Consider the following 12,743-nt stretch of genomic DNA (forward strand, 5'->3'; position numbering starts at 1 on the left):
GAAAGCTGCAGACACAAAAAAACCGCCTCTTTCGAGGCGGTTTCTTTTTACCTTGTTGCTGGCTTATTCAGCCAGTTTGAAGGTGATGAAGCTGGCACGGCCCTGACGCAGGACGCGCATCGAAACCGAACGGTTCTTCGGCAACGCCTTGGCGATGTCGGTGAACTCCTTGGCCGAACCGATAGCCTGGTTGTTCAGGTGCGTGATCACGTCACCCGGCTGCAGACCGATCAGGGCTGCAGGACCATCCTGCACTTCCTTGATCACCACACCACCTTTGAGGTCGTAGGTTTTCTTCTGCTCGGCGGTCAATTCGCCGACCGCAACACCGAGGCGGTTGCTGCTGCTTTCAGCGCCGGATTTCGGCAGCGCGTCGAGCTCTTTGTCTTCGTCCGGGATCGCGCCGACGGTCAGCTCGACATTCTTGCGCTTGCCTTCACGAATCACTTCCAGATTGGCTTTGGCGCCAGCCTTCAGCGCGCCGACCAGATGCGGAAGGTCAGCGGACATAACGATCGGCTGACCGTTCATGCTCAGGATCACGTCGCCCACTTGCAGGCCGCCCTTGGCCGCAGGGCCGTCATCCTGGATCTGCGCAACGAGGGCGCCGGCCGGTTTGTCCAGACCGAACGACTCGGCCAGGTCCTTGTTCACTTCCTGAATGACCACGCCCAGCCAGCCACGGCTGACTTTGCCACCGCTCTTGAGCTGGTTGGAAACATCCATCGCCACGTCAATCGGGATGGCGAACGACACACCCATGAAGCCGCCGGAGCGGGTGTAGATCTGCGAGTTGATGCCGACCACTTCACCGTTCAGGTTGAACAGCGGACCACCGGAGTTCCCCGGGTTGATCGGCACGTCGGTCTGAATGAACGGCACATAGTTTTCGTTCGGCAGGCTGCGACCGACGGCGCTGACGATGCCTTGGGTCACGGTGTGGTCAAAGCCGAATGGCGAACCGATCGCGACGACCCATTGGCCAGCCTTCAGGTCCTGGGATTTGCCGAGCTTGAGCACCGGCAGATCCTTGCCTTCGATTTTCAGCAATGCCACGTCGGAACGTGGATCGGTACCGACCAGCTTGGCTTTCATCTCACTGCGGTCAGCCAGACGGACAAGGATTTCGTCGGCATCGGCGATCACGTGGTTGTTGGTGAGGATGTAGCCATCCGGCGAAATGATGAATCCCGAGCCCAGCGATTGCGCTTCACGCTGGCGGCCGTCTCCACGCGGCGAGCGCTGCTGAGGCGGCATGCCGCGCTCGAAGAACTCGCGCAACATCGGTGGCAGGCCTTCCAGATCCGGCATCTGCTGATTGACGCGACGGTCCGGCAGTTTCTGCGTGGTACTGATGTTCACCACCGCGGGCGACGCTTGTTCGACCAACTGGGTGAAATCAGGCAGATCGGCCGCTTGCGCAGCAGGGACCGCCTGACCGAGCAACAGCACGGTGGCGAAGATGGAAAGGTAAGACTTCAAACTTGGTATCGACATACAGCTCCCGTTACGACGAGCAGGGTTAAGCGATATGGAGCAAAGGAACACCGGAAACCACAGACCGGCATTTTTGTTCCGGGAACAACAAACAAGGCCAGAGCCGTGAGGCTCTGACCTATAAAAAATTTTCAGGGGTTTTGCAAATGAAATTGCTCAGCAAACATTTCGACGTCTCGACGACGAGGTGGAAATGACTGAAATCAGCTCACTGCTTGCTGGTCGCAGCGCCATCGTTGTTACGCATCGATAGAGCGATTCGTTCGGCGGTGCCAATCGGAATTTCGCCGACCACCGTGACCATCATTTCACCTTGCGGCGTGGTCAGGCGACGGGATACCGCGACGGTCGGGCCTAACTGGGTGCGGGTGTCGGTGACGGTTGCACCGTTCAACGGCTCAAGAAATACGGAGAAACGCGCCAGACCATCGTCATACATCAGGCTGCTGACCTGGGTCTTGGTTTGCGCATCCTTGTGCGAACTGCTGCTGGTCAGTTCGAAGCCTGGCGGCAGCCAGTCCGAATGCCAGTTCTGCACGGTCTTCGCTGCAGAAGCCTTGTCGCTGGCGATGTTTATCGGCTTGCAATCGGCGTCTGCCAGCAATTCCTTGTCAGTAGGGATTTCATCGGTGTCGAGGCTGGTGAACTGGAAACGCTCGAGCAACTGCCCTTTATCGTTCAACAGCAACGACTTGAGCGGCAGCCCGGTTTTCCTGTCCAGATGCAGCTCGAAACCGTAACGGTGCTGATCACGAGGGGTCAACGACACGATCACCGCCTCGCGGCCAGCCACGCGCGACTTGCCAATGACAGCAAGGTCATACCAACTCTTCAGCTTTTTGGGATCCAGCGCGCGGGGAGCAGCGTTGGGTGAATCACCCAATCCCGCAATCAGGGTGCCGCTGACGCATTGAGTCCGTCCATCAATGCGCACGACTTCCTGAGCCGAGCCGTCGAGCTGTAACAACCGCTCGCGGACCTGACCATTCTGGACGCGATGCCAGATGTTGTGCGTGGAAAAACTGCCGTTGCGCTCGTAAACGAAAGTGCCGTGGAAGCTTTGCTGCTGCTCGGCCTGGCCCAGACGGGTCAACCAGTCCTGGGCCTCATCAGCGTGGGCTGGAACAATGAACCAGCCACTGAGCAGAAGCGAAAGTAGAGGGATGGCGCGCATGATCCTCCTTAACGGTTTTCCAGGCTTGCGGCACGTGCGTATGGCAGCGCGCTTTCAGTTCCCTTGAGTGCAGCCTGCTGAGCGTGCTGGCGCAGATAGCCTGGCAGACGCTGATCATGCCAGCCTGGCTGACCTTGCAGAACGCCGTTAGCCATAGGGCCAGTCGCTTCCGAGCTTTCGCTGTAGCCAGCCAGAACTGCCGGACCCTTAACCTGTGGAGTGGCCAAAGTAGGCTGATTCGACTGCTGAGCCAGTTCAACACCAGCGATTTCGTCCTGGTTGTACAGGCGAACACCGGCCAGAACGGCCACGGTTACCGAAGCGGCAACAGCGAGGCGACCCAGGTTACGCCATGGGCTGCGGGATACTTTGGCCGGAGCCGTTTCGTCTTCCAGCGCAGCGGACACTGCCGCAGCGATATCCAGACGCGGAAGCAGCAGATCCTTGTGCATGGCTGCCCGAGCGATCTGGTAACGAGCCCAGGTCTCACGGGTATCAACATCATCCAGTGCGCTGAGCACTCGACGCAATTCCAGTTCGTCCGCTTCGTTATCCATCACTGCGGACAGCGATTCCTGCAGGGCTTCACGACTCATGGCGTTCCTCTCTTGGCTGTCGCCGCTGTCTCAGTTTTCCTGCAACAACGGTTGCAGGGCTTTATCGATGGCCTCCCGAGCGCGGAAAATCCGGGAGCGCACGGTACCCACCGGACACTGCATGACGCTCGCAATGTCCTCGTAACTCAGACCATCGAATTCACGTAAAGTTAAAGCCGTACGCAAATCCTCTGGCAGTTGCTGGATGGTCCGATGGACAGTGCCTTCGATCTCATCCCGCAGCAATGCACGTTCCGGTGATTCGAGATCCTTGAGGCCGTGATCGCCATCGTAGAACTCTGCATCCTCCGAACTTACATCGCTATCCGGCGGCCGACGGCCGCGGGAAACCAGGTAGTTCTTTGCCGTGTTAATGGCAATACGGTACAGCCACGTATAAAACGCACTGTCACCGCGGAAATTTCCAAGTGCCCGATACGCCTTGATAAAGGCTTCCTGAGCAACGTCCTGGGCTTCATGGGTGTCGTGCACAAAACGCACGATCAACCCGAGAATTTTGTGCTGATATTTCAGCACCAGCAGATCGAAAGCTCGCTTGTCGCCACGCTGAACGCGTTCGACCAGCTGCTGATCCTCTTCCTGGGTTAGCATGAACACTCCTCGATAAGCCCGGAGGAGACTTGCATTACTAAACGACCAGACTTGCAAACATAGACTCGGGCTTTTCGCAAAAGTTCTCCCCCTCCAAGCAAGTTTCCTGCGGGCTCTGATTTGGCACGCACGAAAAACGCAGCGCGGGATAAACCGGCTGCGCGAATAATCTTGTTATCGGTTTCGCCGGCAGGAATCCAACCGCAGATTCCGCATTGAAGCCGACACTGTCCCTGGTTTCTGGCACCGTCTATTGATCTTGGGCCTTTGGCAAAAGTTCCAATTATTTATAGCCGCACCCACCTGACCTTGCGCAACCCTGCTCGGAAAAGTCTGTTTCAGCGCCGATACAGGTGTCTTTCCCTGAAACCGGCAAAAAAACTTCCGACGAAGCACAGCGCTTTTTCCCGTGCAGTAGTCTCACAATGCCATCTGGGCCCGGCTATTGTGCCGTCCAACCCCTCTATATACTAGTGGGCTGTGTGGCTGTCTTGACTCGCCGATCCAGCTGTCTTGCGCCAACCCCTTCCCGGGTCGCTTTGAGCGGAATCCTGAAATGAGCCAACAGTTCCAACACGATGTTCTGGTGATTGGCAGCGGTGCTGCCGGTTTGACTCTCGCGCTGACCTTGCCCGGTCATCTGCGCATCGCCGTATTAAGCAAAGGCGATCTCGCCAACGGTTCGACATTCTGGGCCCAGGGCGGCGTCGCCGCGGTGCTCGACGATACCGATACTGTCGAATCCCACGTCGACGACACCCTCAACGCTGGCGGCGGTTTGTGCCACGAAGATGCGGTGCGCTTCACCGTCGAGCACAGCCGCGAAGCCATCCAGTGGCTGATCGACCAGGGCGTGCCGTTCACCCGTGACGAACAGTCCGGTACCGAAGATGGCGGTTTCGAATTTCACCTGACCCGCGAAGGCGGCCACAGCCATCGGCGCATCATCCACGCGGCCGACGCCACCGGCGCTGCGATCTTCAAGACTTTGCTGGCCCAGGCCAAAGAGCGCGCGAACATAGAACTGCTGGAACAGCGCGTTGCCGTCGATCTGATCACCGAGCGTCGTCTGGGCCTGGACGGCGATCGCTGCCTCGGCGCCTACGTGCTGAACCGCGCCACCGGCGAAGTCGATACTTACGGCGCACGCTTCGTGATCCTCGCCTCGGGCGGAGCCGCCAAAGTCTACCTTTATACCAGCAACCCGGACGGCGCCTGCGGTGACGGCATCGCCATGGCCTGGCGTTCCGGTTGCCGGGTGGCCAATCTGGAATTCAACCAGTTCCACCCGACCTGCCTGTATCACCCGCAAGCCAAGAGTTTCCTGATCACTGAAGCGTTGCGTGGCGAAGGCGCGCATTTGAAACTGCCCAATGGCGAGCGCTTCATGTACCGCTTCGACAAACGCGCCGAGCTGGCGCCTCGCGACATTGTCGCGCGGGCCATCGACCATGAGATGAAGCGTCTGGGCGTCGACTGCGTGTATCTCGACATCAGTCACAAGCCTGAATCGTTCGTCAAAAGTCACTTCCCGACTGTGTATGAGCGCTGCCTGGGCTTCGGCATCGACATCACCAGACAACCGATCCCGGTGGTCCCCGCCGCGCACTACACCTGTGGCGGTGTGATGGTTGACCAGCACGGTCGCACCGACGTGCCCGGGCTCTACGCCATCGGCGAGACCAGTTTTACCGGCCTGCATGGCGCCAACCGCATGGCCAGCAATTCGCTATTGGAATGCTTCGTTTACGCCCGTTCGGCGGCGGCGGACATTCTCGCGCAACTCGATGATGTTGCGGCGCCAAGCGCCCTGCCCGTCTGGGACGCCAGCCAGGTCACCGACTCGGATGAAGACGTGATCATCGCGCATAACTGGGACGAACTGCGCCGCTTCATGTGGGATTACGTCGGCATCGTGCGCACCAACAAGCGCCTGCAACGGGCGCAACATCGGGTGCGCTTGCTGCTGGACGAGATCGATGAGTTTTACAGCAACTATAAAGTCAGCCGTGACCTGATCGAGCTGCGCAACCTGGCGCAAGTCGCCGAATTGATGATCTGCTCAGCCATGGAACGCAAGGAAAGCCGCGGCCTGCATTACACCCTCGACTACCCGGGCCTGCTGCCGGAAGCACTCGACACTATTCTGGTGCCGCCCACCTACGCCGGCTGAACTTGAGCCGCACTCGCAGGCGTCGGTGCAGATCCGCCGCCTGCGAGTCCCGCGGCACGCAGATCGATCTGACCCGCCATTCCCCGCGCAAGCGAAAACGCAGAACCACGATCAGCGGCAGCGCCAGGCTATCCGGTCGCAACTGTGCAGCCTGCCAACCTTTGGCCTGATTCCACACCTGCCAGCCATCGCCGTCGCGCCGCAATCCGCAAAATGCCTGCGGATGGCTCAGCAGAATCTGCCGGGGCACCAGCCAAAAGCCATGCAGCACGCAAGCGAAAATACCAGGCAGACTGGCCCAGAGCGGAACAGACAACAGAAATAACGAACCCACGGCGAACGCCTGGGCCAACAGATACGCCGCCAGCAACTGCCGTGAGGCATGCCAGCGGCATTCGAACGTATTACTTGGGCTGAACACGATCCAGAATCATCCGGACCATGCGTTGCAGCTCAGGGTCTTCCGACTCGCTGCGCTCCATGAACCAGCCGAACATGTCCTGATCCTCACAGGTCAGCAAACGCACGTACAGATCACGATCCACTTGATTCAAGGTCGCGTAGACCTCCTGCACGAACGGCACCAGCAACACGTCCAGCTCAAGCATGCCGCGACGGCTGTGCCAAAAGAGGCGATTCAGTTCAACTTGTTCGACCATGGAGCCCTCCTCGAATTTGCCGGGCAGTATACAGCCCCGGCGCGGGCCGCACAGTCGGCTTTGGTCGGGCACCCTTGATCCTTTATCAACTACCCATTTCAACCCTGCCCCCTTATGATGTGCCCCAGTCTATTTACCCTGCGATGACCCATGGCCGATTCTGCTTTTTTCTGCACCCTGTCTCATGAAGGCGTACTCGCGGTTCGCGGTGCGGACGCCGGAACATTCCTGCAAGGCCAGTTGACCTGCAATATCAATTACCTGAGCGACACCCGCGCCAGCCTCGGCGCCCGTTGCACGCAGAAAGGCCGCATGCAGTCGAGCTTCCGCATTCTGCTGGAAGGGGACGGTGTGGTGATGGCGATGGCCAGCGAGCTGCTCGAGCCACAACTGGCCGACCTGAAAAAGTACGCGGTGTTCTCCAAATCGAAACTGACCGATGAAAGCGCCGCCTGGGTGCGCTTTGGTCTGGCGCGTGGCGACGCAGCCTTGACCAGCCTCGGTCTGGCACTGCCAACCGAAACCGACAGCGTTGTGCGCAATGAAGGCCTGATTGCAATTCGCGTCTCGCCCGACCGTGCCGAACTCTGGGTGCCTGCCGCTCAGGCGCAAAGCGTGCAAAGCCAACTGTCGACCGCCCTGCCCGAGGCCGAACTGAATCAATGGCTGCTGGGCCAGATCCGCGCCGGTATCGGTCAGGTCATGCCAAGCACCCGCGAGCTGTTCATCCCGCAGATGCTCAATCTGCAGGCGGTCGGCGGCGTAAGTTTCAAGAAAGGCTGCTACACCGGCCAGGAAATCGTTGCGCGCATGCAGTACCTGGGCAAGCTCAAGCGTCGCCTGTACCGTTTGCGCCTCGACGCGGCCGAGTTGCCGGAGCCTGGCACGCAACTGTTCGCCCCCAACCACAACAGCTCGATCGGCGAAGTGGTGCTGGCGGCCAATGCCGAGGGAAACATTGAACTCCTGGCCGTGTTGCAGGCCGAAGCTGCCGAAGCCGGTGATTTGCATCTGGGCGCCCTCGAAGGCCCCGCGTTGCACGTGCTCGACCTGCCTTACGAACTGGATCGCGACCGCGAAATCCAGCGCTGATCGCAGCATTGTTGCAACACCCTAGAGAGTCCAAATGAGCGAACTGGCGGAAAAGGTCCAACAGGATTTGGTTGCGGCCATCGATAACGATGACCTGGTTCTGCCAACGTTGCCGGAAGTGGCCCTGCAGATTCGCAAGGCTGCCGAAGATCCGGAAATCAGCGTCAGCGATCTGAGCAAAGTCATCGGCCGCGACACCGCGCTGTCGGCGCGCCTGATCAAAGTGGTCAACAGCCCGCTGCTGCGCGCCGCGCAGGAAGTCACCGATCTGCACACCGCCATCACCCGTTTGGGCATCAACTACAGCAGTAACCTGGCGATCGGGTTGGTCATGGAGCAGATCTTCAACGCCCGCTCCGAAGTGGTCGAACAGAAGATGCGCGAAGTCTGGCGCAGCAGTCTGGAAATCGCCGGCGTCAGCTATGCCCTGTGTCGTCGCCACACCCAGCTCAAGCCGGATCAGGCGGCACTCGGCGGGCTGGTGCATCAGATTGGTGTGTTGCCGATTCTGACTTACGCCGAAGACCACAATGAACTGCTCTCGGACGCGGTCAGCCTGACCCATGTGATCGAGCAGATCCACCCATTGCTGGGCGAGAAGTTGCTGCGGGTCTGGGAATTTCCCGAGCGCTTGGTGCAACTGCCGTTGCTGTATGAAGATTTTCAGCGCGATTCGGCCAGAATCGATTACGTCGATGTGGTGCAAGTAGCGAATCTGTATTGCCGCAAGGGCACCGATCATCCCTACGCGCGAATTGATCCGCTGAGCGTACCGGCGTTCAGAAAGCTGGGGATTGATCCGGAGAACAAGCAATTTTGCGCGGATCTGGAAGAGTCGCGGTCGATGTTCTACTGATCCGGGACCGAGGCGCGGCTTTCGCGAGCAGGCTCGCTCCCACAGGAAAAATGCATTTTCAATGTGTGAGCGAGCCTGCTCGCGAAGAGGATCACCCAGCAATAAAACTCACCCGCACCTTCAACCCCGCCTGCTCGCCATCATGCAAGGTGATCTGCGCCAGGTGCGCCCGGCAGATCTCGCCGACAATCGCCAGGCCCAGGCCTGATCCGGCGACCTGCTGATTACGCCGGTAAAACCGTTCGAAAACCCGATCGCGCTCTTCCAGCGGAATCCCCGGCCCGTCGTCCTCAACCTCGAGCACCGCCGGTGCCGTCACTCGCAAAATCACATTGCCGCCCGGCGGCGTATGCGCCAGCGCATTGTCGACCAGATTGCTCAGCAGCTCGTTGAGCAACGTCGGTTCCCCGCGCAGCCACACCGGCTCATCGGCTTCCAGCGCCAGCGCTACGCCGCGCTTGTGCGCCAGAGGCGCCATGGCCATGCCCAGCTCGCGCGCCAATTGGCTCAGATCGAGCAGCTGCGCGCCGCCCTCGGCAATCGCCCGCGCACCGTTTTCGACGCGGGCCAACGACAGCAACTGATTGGCCAGATGGGTCAGGCGATCGGTGCTTTGTGCGGATGACTCGAGGGTTGTGCGCCAGGTCTCCGGCTCGTTTGAACGCAGGCCCAATTCCAGCCGAGCTTTCAGCGCCGCCAACGGTGTGCGCAATTCGTGGGCGGCATCGGCGATGAACTGCGCCTGGCGCTCGAACTGGCCCCGCAGGCGCTCGGTGAAATGGTTGAGCGCGCGAACCAACGGCCCCAGCTCATGCTGGACTTCCACCAGCGGCAGAGGCCGCAAGTCGTCCGGCTGACGCTCTTCGACGGCGGTGCGCAAGCGCTCCAGCGGGCGCAGCGCCGCGCTCACCGCAAACCACACCAGCAACAACGCACCGACGGCCAGCATGCCCAGGCGCAGCAAGGTATCCGCCGCCAGACTGCGCGCCATGCTCACCCGCGCTTCGTCGGTTTCGGCCACGCGGATTTCCGCCATGCCGTTCATGTTCGGCTCGCTCACAGCTTTGAGCAGACTGACCACGCGTACGTTCTGGCCGTTGTACTTGGCGTTATAGAAGCGGGCGAGCGCCGGATAGCTGTCGGTGCGCGGCGTGCCGGGCGGTGGCCCGGGGAGGTTTTCGTAGCCGGAAATCAGCTTCTGGTGGATGTCGTTGACCTGATAATAAATGCGCCCGGCGCTGTCGTAGGCGAAGGTATCGAGCGCCACGTAAGGCACGTCGGCGCTGAGGCTGCCATCGCGCTGCGACAACCCGGCAGCAATGGTCCGTGCCGAGGCCAGCAGCGTGCGGTCATAGGCGGTGTCGGCGGCTTCGCGACCATTCCAGTAAGCGCTCAAGCCACTGGCGAGCATCAGCACCACCAGCAACCATCCAAGGTTCCACAACAACCGCCAACGCAGGCTGCTGGGCTTACGCATCGCGGCTTTCCAGCAGATAGCCAAGGCCGCGGAAGGTCACGATCGCCACGGGCTGGCCGTCGAGTTTCTTGCGCAAGCGGTGCACGTAGATTTCGATGGCGTCGGGGCTGGCTTCTTCGTCGAGGCCGAATACCTGAGCGGCGAGTTGCTCTTTGCTCATCACTCTTCCCGGCCGCGCGATCAGCGCTTCGAGGACAGCTTGCTCGCGCGAGGTCAGGGTCAGCAAATCTTCGCCGAGAGTGAAGCGCCGGGTGTCGAGGTCATAGGCCAGCACACCACAGCGCTGCTGACGCTCGCCGCCGAGGACACTGCGGCGCAGCAAGGCTTTGACCCGTGCTTCCAGTTCCGTCAGTTCGAACGGCTTGGCCAGGTAATCGTCAGCGCCAAGATTGAGACCATGCACGCGGTCCTTCACGTCACTGCGCGCAGTCAGCATCAGCACTGGCAGATTCTTGCCGCGCGCACGCAACCGCGCCAGTACCTCGAAACCATCCAGGCGCGGCAGGCCGACATCGAGGATCACCACGGCGTATTCCTCACTGCTCAATGCCAGGTCGGCGGCCACGCCATCGTGCAACACATCCACGGTCAGACCAGTGCTCTTGAGCGCCTGAGCCACGCTTTCGGCCAATTGCAGATGGTCTTCGACGAGCAGGACACGCATGGATTTTTACCTCGTTCTGGGTTGGCCGACGCCGCGCTTTGCCGCGGAGTTTACAGCCGCAACCGCCGCTGTGAAGCCCGAAAACCGTGAAAGACAACTGAAAGGTTGCTGAAAGGTTAGCCGGTTAGAGTCGGCCCACGGACAGTTTCGACTGTCGCCGCTGCTGCCACACAGCGCAACGCAAAACGCCACGAAGCGTTTTCGACCAATAAGAACAATAATCGGAGCACACCCGCATGTCGTCCCATGCACACCGGGCTTTTTCACAGGCCGAGACCCTGCGCTGCAACCCCGCCCTCGCCGGTTTTTCCGTGACGGGCCACGCCGTTCTTCCTTCCGATATTCCAGTCAATGCGTCCGCGCGGCGAATATCTGCGCCTGCTGCTGAGCAAAGCGTTGCCCTTTGGTAATTCTGCACGTCCATAACAACAACTCCCAAGGAGACTCAGATGAACTTATCACTGCGTAAAGTTGCGCTCGCCGCTGGCGCGATGCTGTTTGCCGGCCAACTCATGGCCGAGCCGAAACGTCCGGAATGCATCGCACCCGCCTCCCCGGGCGGTGGTTTCGACCTGACGTGCAAACTGGTGCAGAGCGCACTGGTCAACCAGAAGCTGCTGAGCAAGCCGATGCGCGTGACCTACATGCCCGGCGGTGTCGGTGCGGTGGCGTACAACGCAGTGGTTGCGCAACGTCCGGCGGATGCCGGCACACTGGTCGCCTGGTCCAGCGGCTCGCTGCTGAACCTGGCCCAGGGCAAGTTCGGTCGTTTCGATGAAACCAACGTGCGCTGGCTCGCGGCGGTCGGCACCAGCTACGGCGCCATCGCGGTGAAAAGCGATTCGCCCTACAAGACCCTCGACGATCTCGTTCAGGCCTTGAAGAAAGATCCAGGCTCGGTGGTCATTGGCTCCGGCGGCACCGTCGGCAGCCAGGACTGGATGCAAACTGCATTGATCGCCAAGGCCGCCGGGATCAACCCGCGCGAACTGCGTTACGTGGCACTCGAAGGCGGCGGTGAGATCGCCACCGCCCTGCTCGGCGGTCACATCCAGGTCGGCAGTACCGACATCTCCGACTCCATGCCGCACATCCAGAGCGGTGACATGCGTCTGCTCGCGGTGTTCGCCGACAAGCGTCTCGACGAGCCGGAAATGAAAGACATCCCGACCGCCCGTGAGCAAGGCTACGACATCGTCTGGCCGGTGGTGCGCGGCTTCTACCTCGGGCCGAAAGTCACCGATGAAGACTATGCCTGGTGGAAAGACGCGTTCGACAAACTGCTGGCCTCCGACGAGTTCGCCACCCTGCGCGATCAGCGTGAACTGTTCCCCTTCGCCATGACCGGCCCGGAACTCGACACCTACGTGAAAAAGCAGGTCGCCGACTACAAAGTGCTGGCCAAAGAGTTCGGCCTGATCCAGTGATCGTCTCTGTCTAGTGGCCGCGCTCCCCGCTTCGGGGGCGCGGCACAGGAGTTCTCATGCTTATTCAACGCATATTCGCCTCGGTGTTGCTGCTGGTTTGCGCCGGTCTGGCACTGATGGCGTGGCCGTACCAGGCGGCTTTTTCCTACGAACCGGTCGGCCCGCGCGCCTTCCCGCTGCTGATGCTCGGCCTGATGGGGCTGGCGCTGCTGTACATGGTGTTCCGCCCGGCGCCGATCAAACACAGCGAAGACGAGCCGCCGCTGGACCGCGAAACCCTGACCAAGATTGCAATCTGCGTCGCGCTGTTGCTGGTGTTCGCCGGCCTCTTCGAACCACTGGGTTTCATCCTCAGCAGCATCGTGATCGGCATTCCGATGGCGCGCCTGTACGGCGGGCGCTGGGTGCCGAGCATCGTCGTCACCACGCTGATGGCCATTGGTCTGTACCTGTTGTTCGATCGGGTGATGGAAGTCCCGCTGCCCCTTGGCCTGCTCGACGTGCTGGAGAACTGAT

General features: G+C 60.4%; 13 protein-coding genes. 5 read left to right on the forward strand and 8 right to left on the reverse strand.

The annotated features are described in order from the left end of the window. Nucleotides 1-63 precede the first annotated feature (63 nt). The 4 genes from GXB78_RS16355 to rpoE all read right to left on the reverse strand — a co-directional run bounded on the left by GXB78_RS16355 (nucleotide 64) and on the right by rpoE (nucleotide 3,879). Nucleotides 64-1,497: a DegQ family serine endoprotease gene (locus GXB78_RS16355; protein ID WP_039760902.1), complete on the reverse strand. Its 1,434-nt coding sequence runs from the start codon at nucleotides 1,495-1,497 to the stop codon at nucleotides 64-66. A gap of 208 nt (nucleotides 1,498-1,705) precedes the next feature. Next, nucleotides 1,706-2,671, reverse strand: coding sequence for a MucB/RseB C-terminal domain-containing protein (locus tag GXB78_RS16360; protein ID WP_329516119.1), 966 nt, complete (start codon nucleotides 2,669-2,671; stop codon nucleotides 1,706-1,708). 8 nt (nucleotides 2,672-2,679) lie between these two features. Then, nucleotides 2,680-3,267: a sigma-E factor negative regulatory protein gene (locus GXB78_RS16365; protein ID WP_008077804.1), complete on the reverse strand. Its 588-nt coding sequence runs from the start codon at nucleotides 3,265-3,267 to the stop codon at nucleotides 2,680-2,682. Nucleotides 3,268-3,297: 30 nt separating this feature from the next. Beyond that, on the reverse strand, nucleotides 3,298-3,879 hold the full coding sequence (rpoE, locus tag GXB78_RS16370) for an RNA polymerase sigma factor RpoE (protein WP_003172477.1): 582 nt from the start codon (nucleotides 3,877-3,879) through the stop codon (nucleotides 3,298-3,300). A 556-nt stretch (nucleotides 3,880-4,435) separates the two neighbouring features. Here rpoE and nadB point away from each other — a divergent pair. Beyond that, nucleotides 4,436-6,052: an L-aspartate oxidase gene (gene nadB / locus GXB78_RS16375; protein ID WP_329516120.1), complete on the forward strand. Its 1,617-nt coding sequence runs from the start codon at nucleotides 4,436-4,438 to the stop codon at nucleotides 6,050-6,052. Here the strand turns inward: nadB and GXB78_RS16380 are convergent. Together GXB78_RS16380 and GXB78_RS16385 are read right to left on the reverse strand one after the other, a co-directional pair. Then, complete coding sequence (locus GXB78_RS16380) at nucleotides 6,021-6,473, reverse strand: protein YgfX (RefSeq protein WP_329516121.1); 453 nt, start codon at nucleotides 6,471-6,473, stop codon at nucleotides 6,021-6,023. The two genes, nadB and GXB78_RS16380, sit on opposite strands and share 32 nt — an antisense overlap. Further along, nucleotides 6,457-6,711 carry an FAD assembly factor SdhE gene (locus GXB78_RS16385; RefSeq protein ID WP_007911418.1) on the reverse strand — a complete coding sequence of 85 codons (255 nt, stop codon included), beginning with the start codon at nucleotides 6,709-6,711 and terminating at the stop codon, nucleotides 6,457-6,459. The genes GXB78_RS16380 and GXB78_RS16385 overlap by 17 nt, the downstream gene beginning before the upstream one ends. A gap of 150 nt (nucleotides 6,712-6,861) precedes the next feature. On the opposite strand from GXB78_RS16385, the gene ygfZ reads away from it, so the two are divergent. Together ygfZ and GXB78_RS16395 are read left to right on the forward strand one after the other, a co-directional pair. Next, nucleotides 6,862-7,803, forward strand: coding sequence for a CAF17-like 4Fe-4S cluster assembly/insertion protein YgfZ (gene ygfZ, locus GXB78_RS16390; protein ID WP_329516122.1), 942 nt, complete (start codon nucleotides 6,862-6,864; stop codon nucleotides 7,801-7,803). 34 nt (nucleotides 7,804-7,837) lie between these two features. Beyond that, entirely contained in the window at nucleotides 7,838-8,659 is an 822-nt protein-coding gene (locus GXB78_RS16395) for an HDOD domain-containing protein (RefSeq protein WP_329516123.1), read from the forward strand. Between the two features lie 91 nt (nucleotides 8,660-8,750). On the opposite strand, the gene GXB78_RS16400 is transcribed toward GXB78_RS16395, so the two are convergent. Together GXB78_RS16400 and GXB78_RS16405 are read right to left on the reverse strand one after the other, a co-directional pair. Further along, on the reverse strand, nucleotides 8,751-10,136 hold the full coding sequence (locus GXB78_RS16400; protein WP_329516124.1) for a sensor histidine kinase: 1,386 nt from the start codon (nucleotides 10,134-10,136) through the stop codon (nucleotides 8,751-8,753). Further along, entirely contained in the window at nucleotides 10,129-10,800 is a 672-nt protein-coding gene (locus GXB78_RS16405) for a response regulator (protein WP_329516125.1), read from the reverse strand. Before GXB78_RS16405 ends, GXB78_RS16400 begins: the two co-directional genes overlap by 8 nt. Nucleotides 10,801-11,249: 449 nt before the next feature. Here GXB78_RS16405 and GXB78_RS16410 point away from each other — a divergent pair, with 449 nt between their 5' ends. Together GXB78_RS16410 and GXB78_RS16415 are read left to right on the forward strand one after the other, a co-directional pair. Beyond that, a complete protein-coding gene (locus GXB78_RS16410; protein WP_329516126.1) occupies nucleotides 11,250-12,227 on the forward strand; it encodes a Bug family tripartite tricarboxylate transporter substrate binding protein in 978 nt (325 codons plus the stop codon). Nucleotides 12,228-12,283: 56 nt separating this feature from the next. After that, nucleotides 12,284-12,742 (forward strand): tripartite tricarboxylate transporter TctB family protein, encoded by a 459-nt coding sequence (locus GXB78_RS16415; protein WP_039760883.1) that lies wholly within the window; start codon nucleotides 12,284-12,286, stop codon nucleotides 12,740-12,742. The last annotated feature ends 1 nt before the right edge of the window (nucleotide 12,743 follow it).

The organism is Pseudomonas moraviensis subsp. stanleyae (genome assembly GCF_036283065.1).
In the GTDB taxonomy this organism is placed as follows: Bacteria; Pseudomonadota; Gammaproteobacteria; order Pseudomonadales; family Pseudomonadaceae; genus Aquipseudomonas; species Aquipseudomonas stanleyae.

Excerpts from the sequence above, each read along its gene's own strand:
- GXB78_RS16355 (WP_039760902.1), bottom strand. The coding sequence starts at position 1,497 with ATGTCGATACCAAGTTTGAAGTCTTACCTTTCCATCTTCGCCACCGTG.
- GXB78_RS16365 (WP_008077804.1), bottom strand. The coding sequence starts at position 3,267 with ATGAGTCGTGAAGCCCTGCAGGAATCGCTGTCCGCAGTGATGGATAAC.
- GXB78_RS16415 (WP_039760883.1), top strand. The coding sequence starts at position 12,284 with ATGCTTATTCAACGCATATTCGCCTCGGTGTTGCTGCTGGTTTGCGCC.
- rpoE (WP_003172477.1), bottom strand. The coding sequence starts at position 3,879 with ATGCTAACCCAGGAAGAGGATCAGCAGCTGGTCGAACGCGTTCAGCGT.
- ygfZ (WP_329516122.1), top strand. The coding sequence starts at position 6,862 with ATGGCCGATTCTGCTTTTTTCTGCACCCTGTCTCATGAAGGCGTACTC.
- GXB78_RS16400 (WP_329516124.1), bottom strand. The coding sequence starts at position 10,136 with ATGCGTAAGCCCAGCAGCCTGCGTTGGCGGTTGTTGTGGAACCTTGGA.
- GXB78_RS16410 (WP_329516126.1), top strand. The coding sequence starts at position 11,250 with ATGAACTTATCACTGCGTAAAGTTGCGCTCGCCGCTGGCGCGATGCTG.
- GXB78_RS16395 (WP_329516123.1), top strand. The coding sequence starts at position 7,838 with ATGAGCGAACTGGCGGAAAAGGTCCAACAGGATTTGGTTGCGGCCATC.
- nadB (WP_329516120.1), top strand. The coding sequence starts at position 4,436 with ATGAGCCAACAGTTCCAACACGATGTTCTGGTGATTGGCAGCGGTGCT.
- GXB78_RS16385 (WP_007911418.1), bottom strand. The coding sequence starts at position 6,711 with ATGGTCGAACAAGTTGAACTGAATCGCCTCTTTTGGCACAGCCGTCGC.
- GXB78_RS16405 (WP_329516125.1), bottom strand. The coding sequence starts at position 10,800 with ATGCGTGTCCTGCTCGTCGAAGACCATCTGCAATTGGCCGAAAGCGTG.
- GXB78_RS16360 (WP_329516119.1), bottom strand. The coding sequence starts at position 2,671 with ATGCGCGCCATCCCTCTACTTTCGCTTCTGCTCAGTGGCTGGTTCATT.